Source organism: Streptomyces zaehneri (assembly GCF_032248645.1).
In the GTDB taxonomy this organism is placed as follows: domain Bacteria; phylum Actinomycetota; class Actinomycetes; order Streptomycetales; family Streptomycetaceae; genus Streptomyces; species Streptomyces coriariae.
Window position 1 is genome coordinate 1 of record NZ_JASTTJ010000018.1, and the last position, 22,019, is coordinate 22,019.

General features: G+C 70.6%; 22 protein-coding genes. 19 read left to right on the plus strand and 3 right to left on the minus strand.

Going from position 1 to position 22,019, the window contains the following annotated elements:
• Positions 1-224 precede the first annotated feature (224 nt).
• The 4 genes from QQM72_RS26475 (at position 225) to QQM72_RS40940 (ending at position 2,442) form a co-directional block, all read left to right on the plus strand.
• Positions 225-638, plus strand: coding sequence for a hypothetical protein (locus QQM72_RS26475; RefSeq protein WP_314223359.1), 414 nt, complete (start codon positions 225-227; stop codon positions 636-638).
• A 236-nt stretch (positions 639-874) separates the two neighbouring features.
• A complete protein-coding gene (locus QQM72_RS26480; protein ID WP_020132649.1) occupies positions 875-1,477 on the plus strand; it encodes a phage tail tube protein in 603 nt (200 codons plus the stop codon).
• 147 nt (positions 1,478-1,624) lie between these two features.
• Positions 1,625-1,915: a hypothetical protein gene (locus tag QQM72_RS26485; RefSeq protein ID WP_314223360.1), complete on the plus strand. Its 291-nt coding sequence runs from the start codon at positions 1,625-1,627 to the stop codon at positions 1,913-1,915.
• 116 nt (positions 1,916-2,031) lie between these two features.
• Complete coding sequence (locus QQM72_RS40940) at positions 2,032-2,442, plus strand: hypothetical protein (protein WP_399078706.1); 411 nt, start codon at positions 2,032-2,034, stop codon at positions 2,440-2,442.
• Positions 2,443-2,571: 129 nt separating this feature from the next.
• Here the strand turns inward: QQM72_RS40940 and QQM72_RS26495 are convergent, their stop codons facing one another.
• Positions 2,572-3,765, minus strand: a complete 1,194-nt coding sequence (locus QQM72_RS26495; RefSeq protein WP_314223361.1) for a hypothetical protein — start codon at positions 3,763-3,765, stop codon at positions 2,572-2,574.
• Positions 3,766-4,081: 316 nt separating this feature from the next.
• Here QQM72_RS26495 and QQM72_RS26500 point away from each other — a divergent pair, with 316 nt between their 5' ends.
• Positions 4,082-4,288: a hypothetical protein gene (locus QQM72_RS26500; RefSeq protein WP_314223362.1), complete on the plus strand. Its 207-nt coding sequence runs from the start codon at positions 4,082-4,084 to the stop codon at positions 4,286-4,288.
• Between the two features lie 15 nt (positions 4,289-4,303).
• Here QQM72_RS26500 and QQM72_RS26505 read toward each other — a convergent pair whose 3' ends face one another.
• Positions 4,304-4,696, minus strand: a complete 393-nt coding sequence (locus tag QQM72_RS26505; RefSeq protein ID WP_314223363.1) for a DUF3592 domain-containing protein — start codon at positions 4,694-4,696, stop codon at positions 4,304-4,306.
• 62 nt (positions 4,697-4,758) lie between these two features.
• Here QQM72_RS26505 and QQM72_RS26510 point away from each other — a divergent pair, with 62 nt between their 5' ends.
• From QQM72_RS26510 to QQM72_RS26575, 14 genes are all read left to right on the plus strand, one after another.
• Positions 4,759-5,400, plus strand: coding sequence for a hypothetical protein (locus QQM72_RS26510; protein WP_314223364.1), 642 nt, complete (start codon positions 4,759-4,761; stop codon positions 5,398-5,400).
• Positions 5,401-5,451: 51 nt separating this feature from the next.
• Positions 5,452-6,645: a phage tail protein gene (locus QQM72_RS26515; RefSeq protein ID WP_314223365.1), complete on the plus strand. Its 1,194-nt coding sequence runs from the start codon at positions 5,452-5,454 to the stop codon at positions 6,643-6,645.
• The gene (locus QQM72_RS26520) at positions 6,642-7,931 is read left to right on the plus strand and encodes a tape-measure protein (protein WP_314223366.1); all 1,290 of its coding nucleotides are present in this window, start codon (positions 6,642-6,644) and stop codon (positions 7,929-7,931) included. The genes QQM72_RS26515 and QQM72_RS26520 overlap by 4 nt, the downstream gene beginning before the upstream one ends.
• A 257-nt stretch (positions 7,932-8,188) precedes the next feature.
• Positions 8,189-9,109 (plus strand): phage distal tail protein, encoded by a 921-nt coding sequence (locus QQM72_RS26525; protein WP_314223367.1) that lies wholly within the window; start codon positions 8,189-8,191, stop codon positions 9,107-9,109.
• A gap of 4 nt (positions 9,110-9,113) precedes the next feature.
• On the plus strand, positions 9,114-10,430 hold the full coding sequence (locus tag QQM72_RS26530; RefSeq protein WP_314223368.1) for a hypothetical protein: 1,317 nt from the start codon (positions 9,114-9,116) through the stop codon (positions 10,428-10,430).
• 73 nt (positions 10,431-10,503) lie between these two features.
• Positions 10,504-11,718, plus strand: coding sequence for a hypothetical protein (locus tag QQM72_RS26535; RefSeq protein WP_314223369.1), 1,215 nt, complete (start codon positions 10,504-10,506; stop codon positions 11,716-11,718).
• A 14-nt stretch (positions 11,719-11,732) separates the two neighbouring features.
• A complete protein-coding gene (locus tag QQM72_RS26540; protein ID WP_314223370.1) occupies positions 11,733-12,920 on the plus strand; it encodes a hypothetical protein in 1,188 nt (395 codons plus the stop codon).
• A gap of 43 nt (positions 12,921-12,963) precedes the next feature.
• Positions 12,964-14,061 (plus strand): hypothetical protein, encoded by a 1,098-nt coding sequence (locus QQM72_RS26545; protein ID WP_314223371.1) that lies wholly within the window; start codon positions 12,964-12,966, stop codon positions 14,059-14,061.
• Entirely contained in the window at positions 14,058-15,200 is a 1,143-nt protein-coding gene (locus tag QQM72_RS26550) for a hypothetical protein (RefSeq protein ID WP_314223372.1), read from the plus strand. Before QQM72_RS26545 ends, QQM72_RS26550 begins: the two co-directional genes overlap by 4 nt.
• Complete coding sequence (locus QQM72_RS26555) at positions 15,200-15,940, plus strand: hypothetical protein (RefSeq protein ID WP_314223373.1); 741 nt, start codon at positions 15,200-15,202, stop codon at positions 15,938-15,940. Before QQM72_RS26550 ends, QQM72_RS26555 begins: the two co-directional genes overlap by 1 nt.
• A gap of 30 nt (positions 15,941-15,970) precedes the next feature.
• Positions 15,971-16,507: an ATP-binding protein gene (locus QQM72_RS26560; protein WP_314223374.1), complete on the plus strand. Its 537-nt coding sequence runs from the start codon at positions 15,971-15,973 to the stop codon at positions 16,505-16,507.
• Between the two features lie 100 nt (positions 16,508-16,607).
• The gene (locus tag QQM72_RS26565; RefSeq protein ID WP_314223375.1) at positions 16,608-17,507 is read left to right on the plus strand and encodes a peptidoglycan-binding protein; all 900 of its coding nucleotides are present in this window, start codon (positions 16,608-16,610) and stop codon (positions 17,505-17,507) included.
• A gap of 15 nt (positions 17,508-17,522) precedes the next feature.
• Positions 17,523-17,771 (plus strand): hypothetical protein, encoded by a 249-nt coding sequence (locus tag QQM72_RS26570; protein WP_314223376.1) that lies wholly within the window; start codon positions 17,523-17,525, stop codon positions 17,769-17,771.
• Positions 17,768-18,028 (plus strand): hypothetical protein, encoded by a 261-nt coding sequence (locus QQM72_RS26575; RefSeq protein ID WP_054238759.1) that lies wholly within the window; start codon positions 17,768-17,770, stop codon positions 18,026-18,028. The genes QQM72_RS26570 and QQM72_RS26575 overlap by 4 nt, the downstream gene beginning before the upstream one ends.
• 78 nt (positions 18,029-18,106) lie before the next feature.
• On the opposite strand, the gene QQM72_RS26580 is transcribed toward QQM72_RS26575, so the two are convergent.
• Positions 18,107-22,006, minus strand: coding sequence for a DNA-directed RNA polymerase subunit beta' (locus QQM72_RS26580; protein ID WP_054238758.1), 3,900 nt, complete (start codon positions 22,004-22,006; stop codon positions 18,107-18,109).
• Positions 22,007-22,019 lie beyond the last annotated feature (13 nt).

Genomic DNA, 22,019 nt, shown 5'->3' on the forward strand with positions numbered 1-22,019 from the left:
CCCGCCCCCCCCGAATCGCCGATCCCATCTCCTTCGCCGTTTTAGTTGCGTGCGCGCACGCTCGTCTGTCACAGTTGGTGCAGCGGCGGAGCTGTGCCCGCGAGCCCCGAGCGGGCCGCACCCGCCGCCGAACGCCGGGCCGAGGCGCCGCGCGCCTCCCCTTCCCCGCCCCCGCGCGGCGCCCGCCCGGCGACTTCCCCTTCTTCACGGCGAGGTGACCCGGCATGACCACACCCACTCCACCGAGCGCCTTCCCGGACGTCGAGGCCCTGGTCGTCGACATCCTGGAGGCCGACTCGGCGCTCTCCACGGCGCTCGTCGCCGTCGAACCGCCCGCGAACTTCGACGGCACGACCGCCGCCGTCCTCGTCAACCGGCGCGGCGGCGCGTGGATCGGCGAGCTGCACGTCGACCAGCCCCTGATCGAGCTGGAGGTGTACGGCCCGACCAAGCAGGCCGCGCACGTCCTGGCCAACTCCGCCCGCCGCGCGCTGCTGGCCGCGGCCGGCAACCGGTACGGCACGAACCTCGTCACCGAGGTTGAGGAGCAGGACGGCCCGCGCTGGCTGCCCGACTACCTCTACTCCGCGGCCAACCGCTACGTCGGCGTGGTCAAGGTGTTCCTGGACGTCCACTGAGACGTCCAGCGGGACGTCCACCGGGGCGTCCGCTGAGACACACGCCGCACATCCGCCGACGCACCCCGCGCGGGCGGTTTCCCGCTCCGCGCCCCACCGACCGAAGGCCCCGCCGTCCACACGGCGGGGCCTTCGCCGTACCCGGAGCGCTTGTCCACCGGGCGACGGCACCCAGCACCACCACACCACCGCACCACTCCACACCCCGTCACACCCCTCTATAAGGAGACCCACCCATGGCAGGAACCAACTCCTCCGAGATCCGCATCGCAGGCGTCGGCCGGCTCTACGTCGCCGCCGCCGACACCAAGGTTCCGACGACCTTCTCCACCGACCCGTCCACCGACTGGGCCACCGGTTGGAAGAACCTCGGCTTCACCTCCGGTGAGGGCGTCACCTTCAGCAAGAAGGACAAGCTGGAGCCGGTCGACGTGTGGCAGGCCGTGAGCCCGGTGCACTTCGTGTACTCGGACCGCGACCTGACCCTGAAGTTCTCGCTGATGCAGTTCAACGAGGACACGCTGCCGTTCTTCATGGGCGGCGGCGCGGTCGAGGCGGTCACCGGCTCGACCGGCGTCTACAAGTACGAGATCGCCGACCGCCCGTACGCCGATGTGCGCGCCCTCGGCCTGGAGTTCACGGACGTCCGCGCCTCCGACGGCGCCACCGTGACCTACCGCTTCGGTGTTCCGCGCGGCCAGGTCACGGCGGCGGACGACATCAAGCTGGCCCGCAAGTCGGCGGCCCAGCTCGGCATCACCTACACGGCGATGGCCGCCGCCGACGGTTCGGCGCTGGCCAGCTTCGTGATGAAGGACGCCGCGTACGCCGCGTCCTGACCCACCGGGGCGGGGCGGGTCGAACCGCCCCGGCCGACCCGCCCCGCCCCGGACCCACACCGCCTTCCCGCAGACCCAAGACCCAGGCCCAGGCCCAGATCAAAGCCCAAGGCCCAAGGCCCAAGGACCCAAGGAGCACCCATCGCCATGGCCCGTTTCGACGTCAACGCCGCCCGCGCCCAGCGCCTCGAAGCCCTCGGCCGTACCTGGTCGTTCGAGCTGGACGACGAGAGCTTCACCCTGCCCACGGAGCTGACCCGCGCCACCGCGAAGGCGCTGCGCGAGCTCGACGACAACGACGTGGACGGTCTGCTCGGGCTGCTCATGGGCGAGCAGCAGTTCGCCCGCTTCGAGCTGCACGAGGTCACCATGCAGGACATCGCAGCGATCCTGGAGGCCTACGGCAAGGAGACCGGGCTCGGCCTGGGGGAAGGCTGAGCCTCGTCGGGTTCGTCGACGAACACGCCGAGGCCCTCGAAGCGGACCTGCTCCGCTATTACGGGATCGATCTGCTCGACTGGCACCGTGAACGCCTCTCCGCGCGGCGGCTCACGGTGCTCATCAAGCAGTTGCCGCGCGACAGCGCGCTGAACCGGGAACTGCACGGCGAGGCCGCCGAGTGGTCGGTGACCGACCATCTGCTGGCCGCCGCCGTGGACCATCTGGCGGCCGCCAACTGGATGTTCGCCTGCGTCAACTCGGAGGAGGGGGACCAGCCGGACGCCCCGGCTCCGGTGCCTCGTCCGACGGACCTGGGCGAACACGGCACCTACGGCGCGGGCGACGCGGACGAGGAGGAGGATCACGAGGGGGACGAGGAGTACGAGGAGTACGAGGAAGGCGGCGAGCGTTCCGGGCGCGTCGGGCGGCCGGCCCCGCGGTCGGTCCCCACGGCGGACGGGTCGCGGGCACCCGCGCCGGACGAGGCGCCGTCGGCGTTCCAACTGGCGCGCTTCTTCGGCTGATCCGCCCGGTCACCCGGTCGCCCGGTCACCCGATTCCCGGTCGTCCGCTCGCCCGCCGGTCGGTCGGACGGTCGCCGGTCGCCGGTCGGTCGGTCGGTCGGTCGGCCACCGCGTGCCCGTCGGCTCCGCTCAGCGGGAGCCCGACGGGCCGTTCTGCTCGTCCCGGCGACGCTCACCGGCCCGGCCCTCCAGTTCGTCCGCGAGGGCCCGGGCTTTGGCCGAAAGCAGCCGGGGCCGGGGTTCGTCGCGCACGCCCCTCGGCTCGACCGGCTCGTCGACCGGCTCGACCGGTTCCGGCCGCTCGATGTCCTCTGTCCGCTCAGGCCGGTCAGTCCACTCGGGCCGGTCACTCCGCTCCGGCCGCTCCGGCCGCTCCGGCGGTGGCCGTTCCGCGGTCGCGGCGCCGTCCGGCCGGCGTGCCCTCTCCCGTCCGGTGGCTCCGATCTCGCCGGGCAGGGCCAGCGGAGGCACGCTCGGCCGGCCGTTGCGCCGGACCACCGGCCGCCGGTCGGAGGGCATGACGAGCTTCCCCCGCACCTCACGGGCGGAGAGCAGGATGTCCCCCTCGGCGCCGGAACCGGCCTCGGCCCCACCGGCGCCACCCGCACCGCCGGCCTCGTCTTCGACGTCCCGGTCCTTCTCGTGCGACCCCCTGGCCGGGCTGCTCGCGCTCGTCGGGCCGGTCGGGCTCGTCGGGCCGGTCGGGCTCGTCGGGCCGGTCGGGCTCGTCGGGCCGGTCGGGCTCGTCGGGCTCGTCGTCCCGACAACGTCGGCCGTGTCCGGGTCGCCGTACGGAGCCCCCTCGCTCCCGTCCGTCTCCCCTGCCGGGGCAGGCGACGGCACCGGGGTTCCGTCCGCCACCGAACGTTCCCGTTCGCCGCGTTCCTCCACGCGCGTCCATGCGGAGGGAGGGCGCAGCAGTCCGACATAGGGAAGCGGAATGACCTCGCCGCCGCGCTCGCGCTCCCCCTCGGCCCGTCGGGCCCGGCGGGGACGGTGTCCGGTGCGGGCGTCCTCCTGGCCCTGGAGGTAGGCGGCGGTGATCCGCTCCTCGTAGGCGCGGCGGATCGCGGGCAGTTGTTCGTCGACGACGTCGGCCCAGCCCGCGCTGTACGCGGCCAGTTCCCGCCGGTCGAGTTCGCCGCGGGGAAGGACCACCAGGTCGTCCGGTTCGTGGCCGAGCAGGAGGACCAGCTCCGAGACACGGGCGATGAGATGCGGCAGATCGGAGGCTTGTTCGAGCCAATCGATCACATGCTCGCGCCGCACGTCGCTCGCGTCCCCGTCCACCCCGTAGGCCTTGCTCTCGTCCCCTGGCCCCATCGCGCCCCCGCGCGAGGACGGCTGCCCGTCGCCGTCCACCGTTGTCTGGCGGTCACTCAGTTCCCTTGCGGAGCGCCGCTGTTCACCTCTTCGTATCCGACGGGAGAACGGCCGGATCCTACTCCACGAACCTGGGCGACACTTCGGCCGCACCCGGCATCACCGCAGGTAGTGACCGCTGAACGACGGGCGCTCCTCGTCAAACACGGAACGACACCACAGGATTACTCGTACACTAGTTCGAACACGCGTTTCGAACGCCCCAGAGGCGCCACCTGTACCACAGCCCAGCGGACAGACCGGAAAGCAGGCCGACATGGCGACTGGCACGAGCAACTCCCCGAAGCAGCCGATCGACACCTACACCCGCCTCGCCCACCTCCTGCACAGCACGCCCCCCGACCGCGAGGCCCTGCTCGACCGGCTGTACGAGGAACTGCTCAACCGGGAGTCACGGGCGTACGCGGCGGGCTGGACGGACGCGCTGTCGGAGGCGCGGCGGGGGCGGCGCGGCCGACCGTAGTCCCGCCGGACGCGCTCACACCCAGAGCAGGATGACCACGGTGTAAAAAACGGCAACAACAGCGCCGACGGAAAAGAGGAGCATGTCGATGCTCCTCCATGCGGGCTTGCGCAACTCGAACTCCGACAACGCGGAATCAGGGTTCTTCGGATCGTATACCACGCCGATTTTCCTGCCGGCCTCCCTCGGCACATTCTCCGGAGAGACGGTCAGGCGATGACTCTCTCCCGTTTCGTCCTTGTAGAGAAAAACCGGCGAATATATTCCCGCGTACCAACTCTCCCCCGAACGGCGCCCCTCCACCCGCACGCCGCGTCGGGCGAGAAGGAATCGCGTCGAATATCCCCACGCACTCAATCCGAACAGTGCCACCGGCAAGAGGTAGCCCAACAGATAGAAGCCCGACATTTGAACCCCTCCCACCCAAAGGCTTCTCATCATGCCACACACAAGTGAAGGAGGTCGGACCATTGAGTGATTCCACGCGAATCAGCACGCTGGAGCAGCAAGTCAAGTCCCTCCAGCAGGATGTGAACCGAAAGCCGGACGCCACCCTGCTCGACGCTTATGCCCTGAGCAGCGAGATCCAGCCCTCGGCACTGACGGGGTCCGGCGCCGAACCCCTGGCGACCCAGAAGTACGTCGACGACAAGACCAAGTCGAGCATGGTCAAGAGCCTTGCGCCGGCGGCGTTCTCGGGGCTTGCCCTGCCCACCGGTTCGATCGCGAGCCTCGCCCTCGGATCCGTGGTGAGCATCGGTGTGGGATCCGTCATCGCTGCGGCGCTTCCTGCTCTCTGGTCCCTGAGCGCGGTCATCGAGAAGCGGCTGGAAAAGAAATTCATCGTACGCCGCGAGAACGGATTCCTCTGGAAGGAGTCCGATGCGCAGAAGGCCCAGCGCCTCATCCGGGAAGGACTCCCCGGAAAAATCAAGAACGCGAACAAACGGATCGGCTATCTGGAGAAGAACGTAGCCCAGCTGAAAAGACGGTCGAACGTGGCACGGCAATCGGTCCGACACCTGGACGCCTCACCGAGCCTGGTCGGAGCGACGGATCGTGTCCAGATCCTGGAAGTGCGGGTACGGCTGCTCGCGGAAGCTCTCGGGTAAGCCTGTCTCGGCTTCTGGACACGCACTTCCTCATGAACTCTGGAGGCTCCCATGTCCCTCGTACAGTCCTTGCGCCGGACCTCGACGTCGTTGGGCACCTTCGCCGAACGGTCGGGCTCCGCCGCCCGGGCCGCCAAGGAGATCGGCGACAAAGCACGGACCGCGGATTCCGGGCTCAAGAACCTCAAATCGTCCGCCCAGAACTCGGGTGGTGAACTGAAGAACCTCAAGACCGCCTCCGACCAGGCCGAGAAGTCCATCGGCAAGGCCGGCAAGACCGGTTCCACGGCCGGTACGAACCTCGGCAAGTACGAGTCCGGGGCGGGCAAGGCGGCCAAGGGCCAGGACAAGATGAACAAGTCGATGAAGGGCAACTTCTTCGGCATGCTCATGGACCTGCTCGCACCGCTCATCGAGAAGGTCGTCGAGATGGCGACCAGGTCGAAGACCATGCAGAAGGTCCTGAAGACCGCCTTCGACGTCATCAAGTCCGTGATCAGCAGCGTCATGAAGGCCATCGGGCCGATCATGAAGAACGCCGCCAAGCTGATCAAGTCGGTCTGGACCGGCATCAAGACGGCGATCTCGGCCGTCGTCAAGGCCGTCGCCACGGTCATCAGGACCTACGTCGCCATCTGGAAGAAGGTCATCACCACCGCGCTGAACGCGATCAAGACGGTCGTCTCCGGCGTCTGGAAGGGCATCAAGGCCGTCATCTCGCCGGTCGTCAACTGGGTCAAGTCCGCGATCCCGAACGCCTTCAAGGCCGTGAAGGACAAGCTGTCCAGCATCTGGGGCGGCCTCAAGGGCATCGCGGGCCGCGCCTTCGACGGCATCAAGAGCGCGGTGAAGGGCCCGATCAACGCGGTCATCGGCATCATCAACCGCGCGATCGGCGCCCTCAACGGCATCAAGGTGTCGATCCCGGGCTGGGTCCCGGGCGTCGGCGGCAAGACCTTCGGCGTCAGCCTGCCCAGGATCCCCATGCTGGCCACCGGCGGTGTGGTCATGCCCCGCTCCGGCGGTGTCCCCGCGATCCTCGCCGAGGCCGGTGAGGCGGAGGCCGTCCTGCCGCTGAGCAAGCTGGACCGGCTGCTGCGACGGGCCGCCGCCCAGGGCCCCGCGTACGCCTCAGCCGCCGGGGCCGGCGGCGCGCTGCACATCGAGCACTACTACGCGGCCGAGAGCAGCAGCCCGCAGCGGACCGCCGACGCGCTGATGTTCCTGGCGAAGGCACGCGGATGAGTGCCGCCGCGCTGTCCGCGGGAGACGGGCCGGCCGACCCGCTCGCCGGGCTGGCACCGGCCCTGCGGGCCTTCCGGACCCGGGTGGAGCGGAGCAACACCACGGTGCGTTCCCTCGCCGGCCGGATCAGGAGTGCCGCCGACGGCATCGACCGCGTCCGGCCGACCGCCTCCCAGGGCGCCACCGCCGTACACCAGGTCGCGACGGCGGCCGACGCCGCGAGCCGCTCCGTCACGAAGACCGGGCAGTCCGCCACCGCCGCCGCCTCCGGCATCAAGTCGGCCGGCACCCGGGCCAAGGGCGCCGGCAAGTCGCTCGGCGCCCTGAACTCCACGTTCGGCGGTGTCCTCGCCATCGTCGGTGCGCTGATCGAGGCCTCCGGCGTGCTCGGCGACCTGATGGGCGCCTTCGGCACCGCCATGACCATCGGCTCCGGCGTGATGCTGATCGTCAACGCCCTCACCCGCGCCAACCCCATCGGGTTCGTCACCGGCCTCCTCCTGCCCGTCGCCGGCCGGCTGATCGATCTCGCGCTGAACTCCGAGACCGGGCAACGGCTGATGGAGCAGCTCGCCACCCTCGTCCTGAAGTACGTCGAGGGATATCTGACCGTCATGACGCCGCTGCTCAAGGGCATCGCGAGCGCCGTGAACACGTACGTCACCGTCTACCTCGGTGTCATCACCACCGCGCTCACCGCGATCGGCGCGCTCGTCGGTACCGGCTTCGCCGTCCTGAAGGCGCTGACCACCGGGGACACCCGGGCGCTCAGCGGCAAGGTGTCGTCGGTCTGGCGGGGGTTCAAGGACGCGGTGCGGCCGGCGCTGGAGTGGATCACCAGGGACGTCCCCCGGATGTTCACCCGGATCAAGGAGGCCACCTCCCGCACCCTCGACGCGATGGGCAGGTTCGTGACGACCGGCGCCCAGACCGTCGCCGGTGTGGTCAAGGGGCCGATCCAGGGACTCATCGCCTTCGCCAACTGGGTCATCGACGGGCTCAACTCCCTGAGCTTCTCGATCCTCGGCAAGAAGTTCGGCATCCACCTGGACAAGATCCCGATGCTCGCGGAGGGCGGCGTCGCCGTCCCCGGCGCCTCCCGGGGCGCGGGCCGGGTGCTGCCGCTGACCGCCCTGGAGCGGCAGCGCGTGCTCGCCCGGCGGCACCGGGCATCGACGTCCCGGCCGCCCCACCGGGTCAGGGAGTTCCACGAAAGCGCGCGCACGGGCGCCCGGGGCACCGCGGAGGACCTGCTCTTCCTGGCCGCGGCCCACGCATGCGCCTGAACCCGCACCCGCACCCGAACCCACCTCCGGGCACACGGCCGCCCCAGCCACGCAGCCACCTCCGGGCACGCACCCACCCGCACCCGCACCCGCACCCACCCATGAACCAGCAACCGCCACCGCCCATGAGCCCGCGGCCGCGCCCGCCCATGAGCCCGTGCACCAGCCCTCACCCGCGCCCGCGGCCGAGCCGCGCACGAACCCGCCCGCACAAGCTCGCCCACAAGCCCGTACACAAGGAGTGAGGTGACGGCCCGATGGCCGAGATCACGACAACCGCATACACAGACGATGTGGCCCCCGGCTCACTCATCACCCGCGACGGGCAGATGCAGTGGGCCGGACTGCTGATGGGCCCCGGCACCTCCTACGAGATCGACCGCGGCGGCCTCAGCGGCTGGGAGGACCTGCCGGAGTACGACTCCTCCGACGCCGACCACCCCACCGCGCACGGCGCCTGGCCGGGCGCCCGCTACGCCAAGCCGCGCAAGGTCGGCGGCACGGTGTGGACCGTCCCGGCGCAGGACGACGCCGCCTCCTCGCTCACCGCCACCCGCGTCCTGCGCCAGGCGCTGCTGCTCGGCGACGCGGAGCGCTGGCTGGCGGTGCGGCTGCACGGCGAGACGCTGGCCGTACGGGCCCGGGTCAGCCAGCGGGTGCTGGCCGCCGACCGGACGTACACCACGCAGGGCGTCTCCCGGGCGTCCGTGCAGTGGTACGCCACCGACCCGCGCCGCTACTCGGTCACCGAGCAGACCGCCGTCACCGGCGCCCCGCAGCCGGAGAGCGGTCTGACCTGGCCGCTGACCTGGCCGCTGTACTGGGGGCAGGCGGCCTCCACCGGGGACGTCAACGCCGACAACGGCGGCTCCGCACCCACCCACCCGGTGATCACCTTCACCGGCCCGTGCGCCAACCCCACGGTGACCGACCGGACTTCGGCGCAGCGGCTGCGCTACGAGATCGCGCTGGCCTCGGGCGACGAGCTCGTCGTCGACACCGCCGCCGGCACGGTCACCCTCAACGGCACCGCCTCGCGCCGGCACACCGCGGCCGCGGACAGCAGCCCCGAGGAACTCTTCGCGTTCGCCCCCGGCCGCGCGCAGCTGGCCTTCCGACCCGACACCTACGGCTCCGGCGCCCAGATGACGGTGCGTTGGCGAGAAGCGGAGTGGTGACCCCATGACCGTGCGAACCGCCTGGCTCACCGAGACCGGCCAGACCCGGGAGGACACCCGGATCACCCTCTCCGGACTCCTCACCCCGAACGCCCTGGTCGCGGAGAACATCCCGCTCAAGGCCCGCGGCGGTATCGTCCCCGGCGGCTTCGCGCTCAGTGGCGGCACCGGGGGCATGACCCTCACGATCGGCACCGGCCGCGCCTTCGTCCAGGGCGGCCGGCCCCATCAGGGCACCTACGCCGTGGCGGTGACCGAACCCGAGATCCTGACGATCGAGGACGGCGACCCGACGCACCAGCGGATCGACCTGGTCGAACTCGTCGTCCAGGACAGCACCTACGACGGCACCGCGGACACCGTGGCACGCGTCCGCCTGGTCAAGGGCACCCCCGCGGCCACGCCCCAGCAGCCGGCCGGTCCCGACGGCAGCGCCCTGCCGCTCTACCGGATCCTGGTGCCCGCCGGGGCGTCGGCCGGCTCCGGCGGACTGGCCTGGGACACCGCCGTCACCAACCTGCGCTACGCCACGGTGGCACTCGGCGGGATCGTCCCCGCCGCCGGTTTCAGCGGCGCGTACGCCGGCCAGTACCGCGACAACGCCGGCGTCCTGGAGCGCTGGGACGGCACCGCCTGGGTCGCGTACCCCAAGGGCGTCGGCGGGATCCCGCCGGCCGGCACCCTGACCGCGGGCAGCTACGCCGGCCAGTACCAGGAGGACCCCACCGGTCCGCTCCAGCGCTGGAACGGCAGTGCCTGGGTCGCGTACCCGAAGTCCGTCGGCGGCATCGCCCCCTCCGGCACCGTCGCCACCGGTGGCTACCCCGGCCAGTACCGCGAGGACTCCGCCGGTCTGCTCCAGCGCTGGGACGGCTCGGCCTGGAGCTACGCGGAGGGCCGCACCACCCTGCTGCTCAGCGTCTCGCAGACCATCGAGCAGTCCGTGGTCCCCAACACGTGGACGCAGATGACCCTGCAGAGCACCGACGTGGACGACGCGGCCGGCTGGTCGGGGTCCAACACCTACACGGTGCCGAGGGCCGGCTGGTGGCGGGTGTCGGGGTCCGTCACCTGGCTCCAGCAGCCCTCGACAGCCTCGCGCGGCGCACGGATCTACCTCAACGGCAGCGGTGTCGCGCGCGCCACGTGGCTGATCGGCGCGGGCCCCGGCGCGACCTCGGTCGGCGGCAGCGCCCTGATCAGGTGCGCCGCCGGCGACAAGCTCGCGCTCTACGGACTGCAGAGCTCCAGCGTGACCATCAACACCCTCGGCGGCTCCGGCTACTACACCAACCTCACCGCCGAATGGCTCAAGTCCTGACGCGTCCTGACGGATCATCACCCCCTTCGCGCATCCCCGGAGTTCGCCTCCGAAGACCACAGGAGACCAGCAGATGAACCTGCGCAGCTCATGGGTGGCCGAGACCGGCCAGACCCGCGAGGACACCCGACTGACCCAGCTCGGCGCGACCACCCCGGCCAACCCGCTGGACGTCCGCTCCGGCATCCTGCCCGGCTCCTACGACGGCCAGTACCGCCTCTCGGGCTTCTGGATGGAGGGCGGCGCGGGCACCATGACCGCCGTCGTCCACGAGGGCCGGGCCGTCGTCCAGGCCGACAGCAACCAGGGCGCCTACCCGGTCACGCTGGCCGAGCCGATCACCCTCACCTTCGCCGACGGCGACGCCTCCTACGGCCGGATCGACGTCGTCGTCCTGCGCGTCTACGACGACCTGTACGACGACTCGGGCTTCACCAAGGCCGCCGTGGAGATCGTCCGCGGCACACCGGCGGCCACCCCCGTCGTACCCGCGCTCCCGGAGATCGCGCTGCCGGTCTACCAGGTGGCCGTCCGGGCCGGCATCAGCGCCGGCAAGGGCGGGATCAACTGGAGCACCGACGTGACCGACCTGCGCACGCCCACCGTCGCGGTCGGCGGGATCATGCCCGTCTACGGCGACACCGGCAACGGCGCCTACCCGGGCCAGTACCGCGACTCCGGCGGCGCCCTCCAGCGCTGGGACGGCTCCGCCTGGGTGTCCTACCCCAGCGCCCTGGGCGGCGTCGCCCCCTCCGGCACCGTCACCACGGCCAGCTACACCGGCCAGTACCGCGACACCCCCGCCGGGCTCCAGCGCTGGAACGGCACCGCCTGGGTGACGTACCAGCAGGTCCCGACCTGGACGAACTACACGCCGGTCTGGCGCTGCGAGACCGGCACGGCGCCCACCCTCGGCAACGGCACGCTGGCCGGGGCGTACGTGAAGACGGGCACCGTCGTCACCTTCCGGATCTACCTCAAGATCGGTTCGACGACCAACCTGTCCGCCCAGTCCGCCGACGGCGACTGGACCTTCTCGCTGCCGGCCGCACCGGTCTCCACCGCCTGGAAGCTGGACGGTCGGGTGCTGAACGCGGAGGCCTTCGACGACTCCGCGGTCCTGATGTACCAGGGCAGCGGGCTCCTCGCGGTGGCGGGCGGCGGAGTCGTCCGCTCGCTGCGCGACACCCTCAAGACCGGCACCAGCCCGTGGGACAAGTCCGCGCCGTTCACCTGGGCGGTCAACGACGTCCTCTCCATCCACGGCACCTACGAGTCGGCCTCCTGACGAAAGGACACCTCATGACCGCACGTTCCGCCTGGCTGTCGGCCGACGGCCAGACCCGGGAGGACACCCGGGTCACCCAGATCGGGGCGGTCACCCCGGTCACCGACATCAAGGGGCGCTCGGGGGTCCTGCCCGGCTCCGAGAACGGCCTGTACCGGGTCACCGGTCTCTGGCTGAACGGCACCACCGGCGGCATGACCGCCACCGTCGGGGTGGGCCGGGCCGTCATCCAGACGTCCGTCGCCCGCGGCGCCTACCCGGTCGCCGTCACCGAACCGGTCCCGCTCACCTTCGACGCCGGCGACCCCCAGTTCGGCCGCGTCGACCTCGTCGTCCTGCGGATCTACGACGACGACTACGACGGCTCCGACCGCACCGAGGCCGCCGTCGAGATCGTCAAGGGCACCGCGGCCGCCACCCCGGTCGCTCCCGCCGCCCCGGACGCCTCCCTCGTCCTGTTCACCGTCGCCGTGCCCAAGAACGCCGGGGCCGGCAACGGCGGAATCGACTGGGACAACGCCCGCGTCGATCTGCGCCCCACCACCGTCCCGCTCGGCGGCATCCTGCCGACCCGCTCCGACGACACCGCTCCCGGCGGCTACCCCGGCCACTACCGGGACATCAACGACACTCTCCAGCGCTGGAGTTCCACGGCCTGGGTGCCCTACCCCAAGGGCGTCGGCGGGGTCGTCCCGGCCGGGGTGCTGACCACCGGCGGCTATGTCGGCCAGTACCGCGACTCCTCGCTCGGCCAGCTCCAGCGCTGGAACGGCAGCGCCTGGCAGCCGGCCGCCGCGGGGCCCGCCTTCGTGCAGTCGCTGGACGCCGGGACCACCGCCTCGACGACGTACACGGCCGCGCTGGCCTCCACCACGGTCACGGCGCTCACGCTCAACTTCACCGCTCCGCCGTCCGGCTCCGTGATCATCGGCCTGGGCGCCCGGATGTCCTCGGGCGGCGAGACCGCACAGGCGCACATGTCCCCGCAGGTCACGCTGGGCTCCACGGTGATCTGGGCGGCGGACGACGAGCGGGCCGCGTCCGGTTCGGGCGCCGTGTCCAGGTCGACGTCGACCCAGCTGCGCCTGAACTCCCTCACCGCCGGCTCGACCTACACCGTCACCGCGATGCACCGGTCGAGCAGCGCGAGCTTCACCTGCGCGTTCGACAACCTCTACCTGCGCGTCGACCCGATCGCCTGAACCACCGTCACGTTCCCGCCCGTTCTCCCGAAAGGAGTCGACCATGCCCGTGCGCTCCGGATGGCTCTCCCCCGACGGCCAGTCCCGTGAGGACACCCGCCTCGTCTCGCTCGGCGCCCTGACCCCCACGTCACCCGTCGCCACCCGTTCCGGTGTCCTGCCCGGCTCCTCCGACGGCGCCTCCCGCATCTCCGGCTTCACGCTCACCGGCACGGCGAACAGCATGTCCGCCACGGTCAGCCCCGGCCGCGCCGTGCTCCAGAGCACCGACGCCGGGGGCGCCTACCCGGTCGCCCTCACCGAGTACCTGCCCGTGACGTTCGCGGACGGCAACGCCCAGTACAACCGCATCGACCTGCTCGTCCTGCGGATCCACGACGACGCCTACGACGGCCTCGGCCGCACCGAGGCCGTCGTCGAGATCGTCCCGGGCACCCCGGCCGCGGCCCCGACGGTACCGGCGCCGCCCGGCCTGTCGCTTCCGCTGTACGAGGTCACCGTGCCGGCCAACGCGAGCGCGGGCACCGGCGGCATCGCCTGGGCCTCGGCGCTGGTCGGCCGCCGCACCGCCACGGTCGGCGTCGGCGGCATCCTCCCGGTGACCACGGACACCTCCAACGGCGCCTACCCCGGCCAGTACCGGGACCTCGGCGGTCAGCTCCAGCGCTGGAGCGGCACCGCCTGGGCCGACTACCCGGTCCTGCCCACCTGGCAGAGCTGGACGCCGGCGTGGACGACCAGCACCGGCCTCGCTGCGCCGTCCTACGGCAACGCCACCGTGAACTGCCGGTACGTGAAGTCCGGCAGGACCGTGCACTGCAACTTCTCGATCGTCTTCGGCAGCACCACCGCCTTCGGCACCGGCTCCGCCACGACCGACAACTGGCGGTTCTCCCTGCCGGTGCCGGCCTCGGCCGCGCAGTCGGTCGTCGGGTTCGCCGAACTCGGCGCGGACAACACCAGCCGGATCGTCTCGCGCGTACAGATCCCGACCTCCACCACATTCGAACTGGTGATCTCCACCGGCCGTTCCAGCGGGGCCGCGCTCGCCAACACCGGTGTCGTGGACGCCACCTCGCCATGGATCTGGGCGAGCACGAACTCCATCCTCGGCACCGCCACCTACGAGGCGGCCTCATGAGCGTCAACACGCCCTACCGCGCGATCTTCTGCGATCTGCGCACCGACGACACCATCGACATCCTGCCCCTGCGGGACGTCACCGTCGACGACTACATCGGCAAGGCCGGGTCGCTCTCCGGCACTGTCCCCGTCCCCAACGCGCAGGTGGCCGCCCGCGTCCGCCGCATCGAGGAGGGCCGCACCGCGGTCTACCTCCAGCGCGGCAACGACCTGTGGTGGGGCGGCATCATCTGGACGTCCACCCTGCAGAGCGACGACCGGGGCGTGCTCACCCTCGGCATCCAGGCGGCCACCTTCGAGTCGTACGCCGGCCGCCGCCGTATCCGCCAGGACCTCACGTTCTCCGGGAGCGACGACCAACTGGAGGTGGCGCGGCGGCTGTGGCGCCACCTCCAGACCGGCGAGCTCGTCGACGACGGCACGCCTGCGCCGCCGACCGGCGGCGACATCGGCGTCACCTTCGGGCAGGAGCTCTCCGGGGTGACGCGCTCGGTGTCGTACCGCGACGGCGACGAGAGCGTCTACCTGGAGGCGATCGACGCCCTGGCCGCCCTGGAGAACGGCTTCGAGCACTACATCGCCGTCTACCGCGACCCGGTCACCGGCACCCGGGTCCGCCGGCTGCGGCTGGGCAGCCCGAAGATCACCACCGGCAGCACCGACCTGGTGATGGACCGGCCCGGCACGATCCTGTCGTACAGCTTCCCGCGCGACGCCACCCGCGGCGGCACCACCGCCCGGGCCCGCGGCGCCACGGACAACACCAACCAGGCCGTCGAGTCCCGGCCGCTGTTCGCCGACGCCGACATCCCCGACGGCGAAGCCCTGATCAAGGTCGGCTACCCGCGGATCGACCTCGCCTCGGACCACAACGACATCGCGAGCACGACGATCCTGCGGTCCCTGGCCAACGCCGAACTCGCCGAGGGCACCGGCGCCGTGGTGATCCCCGAGATCAGCGTCCGCCTCGACGACCTGGTGCCCTCCGCGCTGCTGGGCCGCACCGTCCGCCTCCGGATCACCGACGAGTGGTGGACCGAGGGCCTGGACGCCCGCTACCGGATCATCGGCGTCAAGGTCAGCCCGGCCCAGCGCGGCCGCCCCGACACCGCCGAGCTCTACCTGGAGGACGCCTGATGCCCCAGCTCCCCGAAGACATCATCGACCGGCTCACCCAGATGGAACGCCGCATCCAGCAGCTGTCCACCGCCGTCAACACCCGCCCCGCCCTCAACACGATCACCGGCGGCGAGGTGGAGATCAAGGACGGCACCCTGAAGGTCACCGACGGCGGCACCCTCCTGGTCCAGCGGCCCGGCAGCACCGACACGATGTTCCGGGTCGGCTCGTGGAAGGACGCCGAGTACGGCCTGGAGATCCACCGCCAGACCGGCAGCCTCGCCATGACCCTGTTCAACGGCGACGGCAGCGCGGGCTCACTCCAGCCGCTGCGGATCTACGACAACGGCAACCGGGAGATCTTCTCCGACGACGTCAACAGCGGCGGCCTGGCCCGGCCCTGGCTGGCCATGCTGCCCCCGCAGGACACGGCGACGGCACGCTGGCCGCAGACCGCCTCGACGTCCTGGACGACGATCGCGGTGTCGTACAACCCGGTCTGGCAGCCGAAGATGCGGCTGCGGCTGAGCACCGCGGCCGGCTCCGGCGCGGCCGGCCAGGTCCGGGTGCTGGTGAACAGCGCCCAGTGGGGTCCCACGGTCGCCGCGGGCACCGAGTTCGACTACACGGACCTGGTCGGCGCCACCTTCTCCTCCGTGTACACGACCACGCTCAAGGTGGAGATCCAGGCCGTCGTCACCAGCGCCTCGGGCACCGTCTTCGCCACCCCGGTCCTCATGCACGGCCGCCAGAGCTGATCCCCGACACCACAGGAAGGCAGCGCGTCCATGGACATCGACCCCACCCAGCCCTGGGGCCTCGCGATCGACTACGCGGGCCGGGCCACCCTCACCGAGAGCGGCCACACGATCCACGTCAACGTCTCCGACACCAGCCTCAGCTCGGTCATCGGCCCCGACTCGATCAGCGGGACCTACTCGCCGGTCAACGTCTCCGCCCAGTTCACCGAGACCGGCGAGGGCGGCACGGTCCTGCGCGGCACCGGCCGCATCACGATCATGCCCGTCGGCGCGGACCCGGTCGTCCCCGACCCGACGGCCGTCCAGCGTGCCGTCACCGAGGCCCTGACCGACTTCGCGACCAACGCGGCGGCCTACGTCGCCCTGTGCTCCCGATGGCAGCCGGACGACGGCGCCGAGGACGGCGACGGCACCACCCCGGCCCCCGGAACCGAACCGGACCCGGACACGGAGGCCGACCCCGAGACCGCCGACGGCACGGCCGCCGAAGCAGGCACCGCCACCGGCACCAGCACCAGCACCGAGGCCGACCCCGGCACCGACGCCGACCCCGCCATGGTCTGAGGCCACCGCACCGACCCAGGAACCACCCCCGCCACCCCGAGCCGCTCCCCCGCCGGCCGGGGTTTTCTCATGCCCGAACACTCCCCAGGGAGGCACCACCATGGCCAACCCCCTCTCCGCCGACGCCCTCGTGTCCGCACTGCGGGCCGAGGGCGTCACCGTCGTCGAGCACTCCGGCTGGCGCACCAACAACCGCAACCACAAGGGAAGCTGGGGCCCGGTCAACGGAGTGATCGTGCACCACACCGTCACCTCCGGCACCGCGAACAGCGTGAGCCTTTGCTTCGACGGCCACTCCGCCCTGCCCGGCCCCCTCTGCCACGGCGTGATCGCCAAGGACGGCACGGTCCACCTCGTCGGCAACGGCCGCGCCAACCACGCGGGCAGCGGCGACGGCGACGTCCTGAAGGCCGTCATCGCAGAGAAGGCGCTGCCCGCCCCGAACGAGAGAGACACCGACGGCAACGTCCACTTCTACGGCTTCGAGTGCGTCAACCTCGGCGACGGCAAGGACCCGTGGCCGGCGGTCCAGCTGGAAGCCATGGTCCGCGCCTCGGCCGCGCTGTGCCGGGCGCACGGCTGGTCCGCCGCCTCCGTGATCGGCCACAAGGAGTGGACCAGCACGAAGACCGACCCGCGCGGCTTCACCATGGCCGACTTCCGCGCCAGGGTCGCCACCCGGCTGGGCAAGCCGACCACCCCGAGCACCGGCACCGGCACCGGCACCGGCACCGGCACGAGCGAGCCGCAGTACCAGCCCTTCCCCGGCGCCGCCTGGTTCCGGAAGAACCCGAAGTCGGCGATCGTCACCGCGCTGGGCAAGCGCCTCGTCGCGGTCGGCTGCTCCGCCTACACCTCCGGCCCCGGCCCGCAGTGGACCGAGGCCGACCGTCTCTCCTACGCCAAGTGGCAGCGCAGGCTCGGCTACACCGGCTCCTCCGCCGACGGCTGGCCGGGCGCCAAGTCCTGGGCGGCGCTGAAGGTCCCCCACAGCTCCTGAGAATCGAGGCTCCCGATGTCAGAGGCCGCCAAGCGCACCCTCCGTACCGTTGTCCAGACCGCTGTCGGCCTGTGCGTCCTGCTGCCGACGGCCGTCGACGCCGCCGGCATCCCCGGCACCCTGCCCTGGGCCGCCGCGGCGCTCACCGCGGCCGCCGGCGTGACCAGGGTCATGGCCCTGCCCGCCGTACAGACCCTGCTGCCCTCGTGGCTGCGCACGGACACCTCGGCCGGCGAGAGGCCCAGCGAAAAGAGCGACGCGTGAACGAACCCTTCTCCGACCCGGCCGCCGTGGCCCTGGAACTGGAACGGCTGCGCGGCACCGTCGAGGCCGGCTTCGCCCGCGTCGACGGCTCGCTCGCCCTGCTGGTCCAGCGCAGCGACCAGACCGACAAACAGATCGCCGACCACGAACAGCGCCTCGACGCCCTGGAACGCTCCCGCTGGCCGCTCGCCAGCATCGGCGCCCTGGCCGCCCTCGCGACGGTCGCCGTCACCGCCTGGGAGCTGACCGGCCGCTAGGGCGGCCCCGGACATGCCGAAGGGCGGCCACCCCGTACGCAACGGGGTGACCGCCCTTCAGTACCTCAGACCTACGCCTTACTGGTTGTACGGACCGTAGTCGTAGTCCTCCAGCGGAACGGCCTGGCCGGAGCCCGTGCCGAACGGCGAGTAGTCGATGTCGTCGTAGCCGACGGCCGAGTACATCGCGGCCTTGGCCTCCTCGGTCGGCTCGACCCGGATGTTGCGGTAGCGGGACAGACCCGTACCGGCCGGGATGAGCTTACCGATGATGACGTTCTCCTTGAGGCCGATCAGGGAGTCGGACTTGGCGTTGATCGCCGCGTCCGTCAGCACCCTGGTCGTCTCCTGGAAGGACGCCGCCGACAGCCAGGACTCCGTGGCCAGCGAGGCCTTGGTGATACCCATGAGCTGCGGACGACCGGAGGCCGGGTGACCGCCCTCCTGCACCACACGACGGTTCTCGACCTCGAACTTCGAGCGCTCGACGAGCTCGCCGGGCAGCAGCTCGGCGTCGCCGGACTCGATGATCGTCACCCGGCGCAGCATCTGCCGGATGATGATCTCGATGTGCTTGTCGTGGATCGACACACCCTGCGAGTTGTACACCTTCTGGACCTCGCCGACCAGGTGGACCTGGACGGCACGCTGACCCAGGATGCGCAGCACGTCGTGCGGGTTGGTGGCACCCACGGTGAGCTTCTGGCCCACCTCGACGTGCTCGCCCTCGCTGACCAGAAGACGGGCACGCTTCGAGATCGGGAACGCCGTCTCGTCGCTGCCGTCGTCCGGCGTGATGACGATCTTCTTGGTCTTCTCGGTCTCCTCGATCCGCACGCGGCCCTGGGCCTCGGAGATCGGGGCGACACCCTTCGGGGTACGGGCCTCGAAGAGCTCGACGACACGCGGCAGACCCTGGGTGATGTCGTCACCGGCCACACCACCGGTGTGGAAGGTACGCATCGTCAGCTGGGTACCGGGCTCACCGATGGACTGGGCGGCGATGATGCCGACCGCCTCACCGATGTCGACCAGCTTGCCGGTGGCCAGCGAGCGGCCGTAGCACATGGCGCAGGTGCCGACCTGGGACTCACAGGTCAGGATCGAGCGGGTCTTGACCTCCTCGACACCGTGGCGCACGAGCTGGTCGATGAGCACGTCGCCCAGGTCCACGTTGGCCGGCGCGATCACCTTGCCGTCGATGACGACGTCCTCGGCGAGCATGCGGGCGTAGACGCTGGTCTCGACGTCCTCGGCCTTGCGCAGCACGCCGGCCTCGTCGTGCGAGGCGATCCGCAGCTTCAGACCGCGCTCGGTGCCACAGTCCTCCTCGCGGATGATGACGTCCTGCGAGACGTCCACCAGACGACGGGTCAGGTAACCCGAGTCGGCGGTACGCAGGGCGGTGTCGGCCAGACCCTTACGGGCACCGTGCGTCGAGATGAAGTACTCGAGGACGGACAGGCCCTCACGGAACGAGGCCTTGATCGGACGCGGGATGGTCTCGTTCTTCGCGTTCGACACCAGACCACGCATACCGGCGATCTGCCGCATCTGCATCATGTTTCCTCGGGCACCCGAGTCAACCATCATGAAGATGGGGTTCGTCTTGGGGAAGTTCGCGTTCATCGCCTCGGCGACCTCGTTGGTCGCCTTGGTCCAGATCGCGATGAGCTCCTGCGTGCGCTCTTCCTTGGTGATCAGACCGCGCTCGTACTGCTTCTGGACCTTCTCGTCCAGCTCCTCGTAGCCCTTGACGATGGCCTTCTTGGCCTCGGGCACGACGACGTCGGAGATGGCCACGGTGACACCGGAGCGGGTGCCCCAGTAGAAGCCGGCCGCCTTCAGGTTGTCGAGCGTCGCCGCCACGATGACCTTGGGGTAGCGCTCCGCGAGGTCGTTGACGATCTCGCCGAGCTGCTTCTTGCCCACCGAGTAGTCGACGAACGGGTAGTCCTCGGGCAGCAGCTCGTTGAAGAGCGCGCGGCCCAGGGTCGTCCGCAGGCGGAAGGTGTCACCCTGCTGCCACTCCGGCTCGCCCTCTTCGCGGGCCGGCGGGGTCCAGCCGCGCGGCGGGATGGTGCCCACCGGGAAGCGGATGTCGATCGCCGACTGCAGCGCGAGCTCACCGGCGTCGAACGCCATGATCGCCTCGGCCGTGGAGCCGAACGCGCGGCCCTCGCCCTTGGTGTCACGCAGCTCGCCGTCGGTGGTGAGGAAGAACAGACCGAGGACCATGTCCTGGGTCGGCATCGTCACCGGACGGCCGTCGGCGGGCTTCAGGATGTTGTTCGAGGACAGCATCAGGATGCGGGCCTCGGCCTGCGCCTCCGCGGAGAGCGGCAGGTGGACGGCCATCTGGTCACCGTCGAAGTCCGCGTTGAACGCGGTGCAGACGAGCGGGTGGATCTGGATGGCCTTGCCCTCGACCAGCTGCGGCTCGAAGGCCTGGATGCCGAGGCGGTGCAGCGTGGGCGCACGGTTCAGCAGAACCGGGTGCTCCGCGATGACCTCTTCCAGGACGTCGTACACGACCGTGCGGCCGCGCTCGACCATGCGCTTCGCGCTCTTGATGTTCTGCGCGTGGTTCAGGTCGACCAGGCGCTTCATCACGAACGGCTTGAAGAGCTCCAGCGCCATCGCCTTCGGCAGACCGCACTGGTGCAGCTTCAGCTGCGGACCGACGACGATCACGGAACGCGCGGAGTAGTCCACACGCTTGCCGAGCAGGTTCTGACGGAATCGACCCTGCTTGCCCTTCAGCATGTCGCTGAGGGACTTCAGCGGGCGGTTACCGGGACCGGTGACCGGGCGACCACGACGACCGTTGTCGAAGAGGGCGTCCACGGCCTCCTGGAGCATGCGCTTCTCGTTGTTCACGATGATCTCGGGCGCGCCGAGGTCGAGAAGCCGCTTCAGGCGGTTGTTCCGGTTGATCACACGGCGGTACAGGTCGTTCAGGTCGGAGGTCGCGAAGCGGCCACCGTCCAGCTGCACCATCGGGCGAAGGTCCGGCGGGATGACCGGCACGCAGTCCAGCACCATGCCCTTGGGGCTGTTGCTGGTCTGCAGGAACGCGGAGACGACCTTAAGGCGCTTGAGCGCACGGGTCTTCTTCTGGCCCTTGCCGGTGCGGATGATCTCGCGGAGGCGCTCGGCCTCCTCGTCGAGGTCGAAGGACTCCAGGCGCTTCTGCAGCGCCGCGGCACCCATCGAACCGTCGAAGTACGTGCCGAAGCGGTCACGCAGCTCGCGGTAGAGCAGCTCGTCGCCCTCGAGGTCCTGGACCTTGAGGTTCTTGAAGCGGGCCCACACCTCGTCGAGACGGTCGATCTCGCGCTGGGCGCGGTCGCGCAGCTGCTTCATCTCGCGCTCGGCGCCTTCGCGCACCTTGCGGCGCACGTCGGCCTTGGCACCCTCGGCCTCGAGCTCGGCCAGGTCGGTCTCGAGCTTCTTGGCGCGGGCCTCGAGGTCGGCGTCGCGACGGTTCTCGATCTGCTGACGCTCGACGGAGACGTGCGCCTCCAGCGAGGGCAGGTCACGGGTCCGGCGCTCGTCGTCGACGTACGTGATCATGTACGCCGCGAAGTAGATGACCTTCTCGAGGTCCTTGGGAGCCAGGTCGAGCAGGTAGCCCAGACGGCTCGGGACACCCTTGAAGTACCAGATGTGCGTCACGGGAGCGGCGAGCTCGATGTGGCCCATCCGCTCACGACGCACCTTGGCGCGGGTCACCTCGACGCCGCAGCGCTCACAGATGATGCCCTTGAAGCGGACACGCTTGTACTTGCCGCAGTAGCACTCCCAGTCCCGGGTCGGACCGAAGATCTTCTCGCAGAAGAGTCCGTCCTTTTCGGGCTTGAGCGTGCGGTAGTTGATCGTCTCGGGCTTCTTGACCTCGCCGTGGCTCCACTGACGGATGTCGTCAGCGGTAGCCAGACCGATCCGGAGCTCGTCGAAGAAGTTGACGTCGAGCACTATGCGTCAATCC

Bases quoted from the DNA above. Each gene is read 5' to 3' on its own strand.
- QQM72_RS26475 (WP_314223359.1), top strand. From the start codon at position 225: ATGACCACACCCACTCCACCGAGCGCCTTCCCGGACGTCGAGGCCCTG.
- QQM72_RS26480 (WP_020132649.1), top strand. From the start codon at position 875: ATGGCAGGAACCAACTCCTCCGAGATCCGCATCGCAGGCGTCGGCCGG.
- QQM72_RS26485 (WP_314223360.1), top strand. From the start codon at position 1,625: ATGGCCCGTTTCGACGTCAACGCCGCCCGCGCCCAGCGCCTCGAAGCC.
- QQM72_RS26495 (WP_314223361.1), bottom strand. From the start codon at position 3,765: ATGGGGCCAGGGGACGAGAGCAAGGCCTACGGGGTGGACGGGGACGCG.
- QQM72_RS26500 (WP_314223362.1), top strand. From the start codon at position 4,082: ATGGCGACTGGCACGAGCAACTCCCCGAAGCAGCCGATCGACACCTAC.
- QQM72_RS26505 (WP_314223363.1), bottom strand. From the start codon at position 4,696: ATGTCGGGCTTCTATCTGTTGGGCTACCTCTTGCCGGTGGCACTGTTC.
- QQM72_RS26515 (WP_314223365.1), top strand. From the start codon at position 5,452: ATGTCCCTCGTACAGTCCTTGCGCCGGACCTCGACGTCGTTGGGCACC.
- QQM72_RS26520 (WP_314223366.1), top strand. From the start codon at position 6,642: ATGAGTGCCGCCGCGCTGTCCGCGGGAGACGGGCCGGCCGACCCGCTC.
- QQM72_RS26525 (WP_314223367.1), top strand. From the start codon at position 8,189: ATGGCCGAGATCACGACAACCGCATACACAGACGATGTGGCCCCCGGC.
- QQM72_RS26530 (WP_314223368.1), top strand. From the start codon at position 9,114: ATGACCGTGCGAACCGCCTGGCTCACCGAGACCGGCCAGACCCGGGAG.
- QQM72_RS26535 (WP_314223369.1), top strand. From the start codon at position 10,504: ATGAACCTGCGCAGCTCATGGGTGGCCGAGACCGGCCAGACCCGCGAG.
- QQM72_RS26540 (WP_314223370.1), top strand. From the start codon at position 11,733: ATGACCGCACGTTCCGCCTGGCTGTCGGCCGACGGCCAGACCCGGGAG.
- QQM72_RS26545 (WP_314223371.1), top strand. From the start codon at position 12,964: ATGCCCGTGCGCTCCGGATGGCTCTCCCCCGACGGCCAGTCCCGTGAG.
- QQM72_RS26550 (WP_314223372.1), top strand. From the start codon at position 14,058: ATGAGCGTCAACACGCCCTACCGCGCGATCTTCTGCGATCTGCGCACC.
- QQM72_RS26555 (WP_314223373.1), top strand. From the start codon at position 15,200: ATGCCCCAGCTCCCCGAAGACATCATCGACCGGCTCACCCAGATGGAA.
- QQM72_RS26560 (WP_314223374.1), top strand. From the start codon at position 15,971: ATGGACATCGACCCCACCCAGCCCTGGGGCCTCGCGATCGACTACGCG.
- QQM72_RS26565 (WP_314223375.1), top strand. From the start codon at position 16,608: ATGGCCAACCCCCTCTCCGCCGACGCCCTCGTGTCCGCACTGCGGGCC.
- QQM72_RS26570 (WP_314223376.1), top strand. From the start codon at position 17,523: ATGTCAGAGGCCGCCAAGCGCACCCTCCGTACCGTTGTCCAGACCGCT.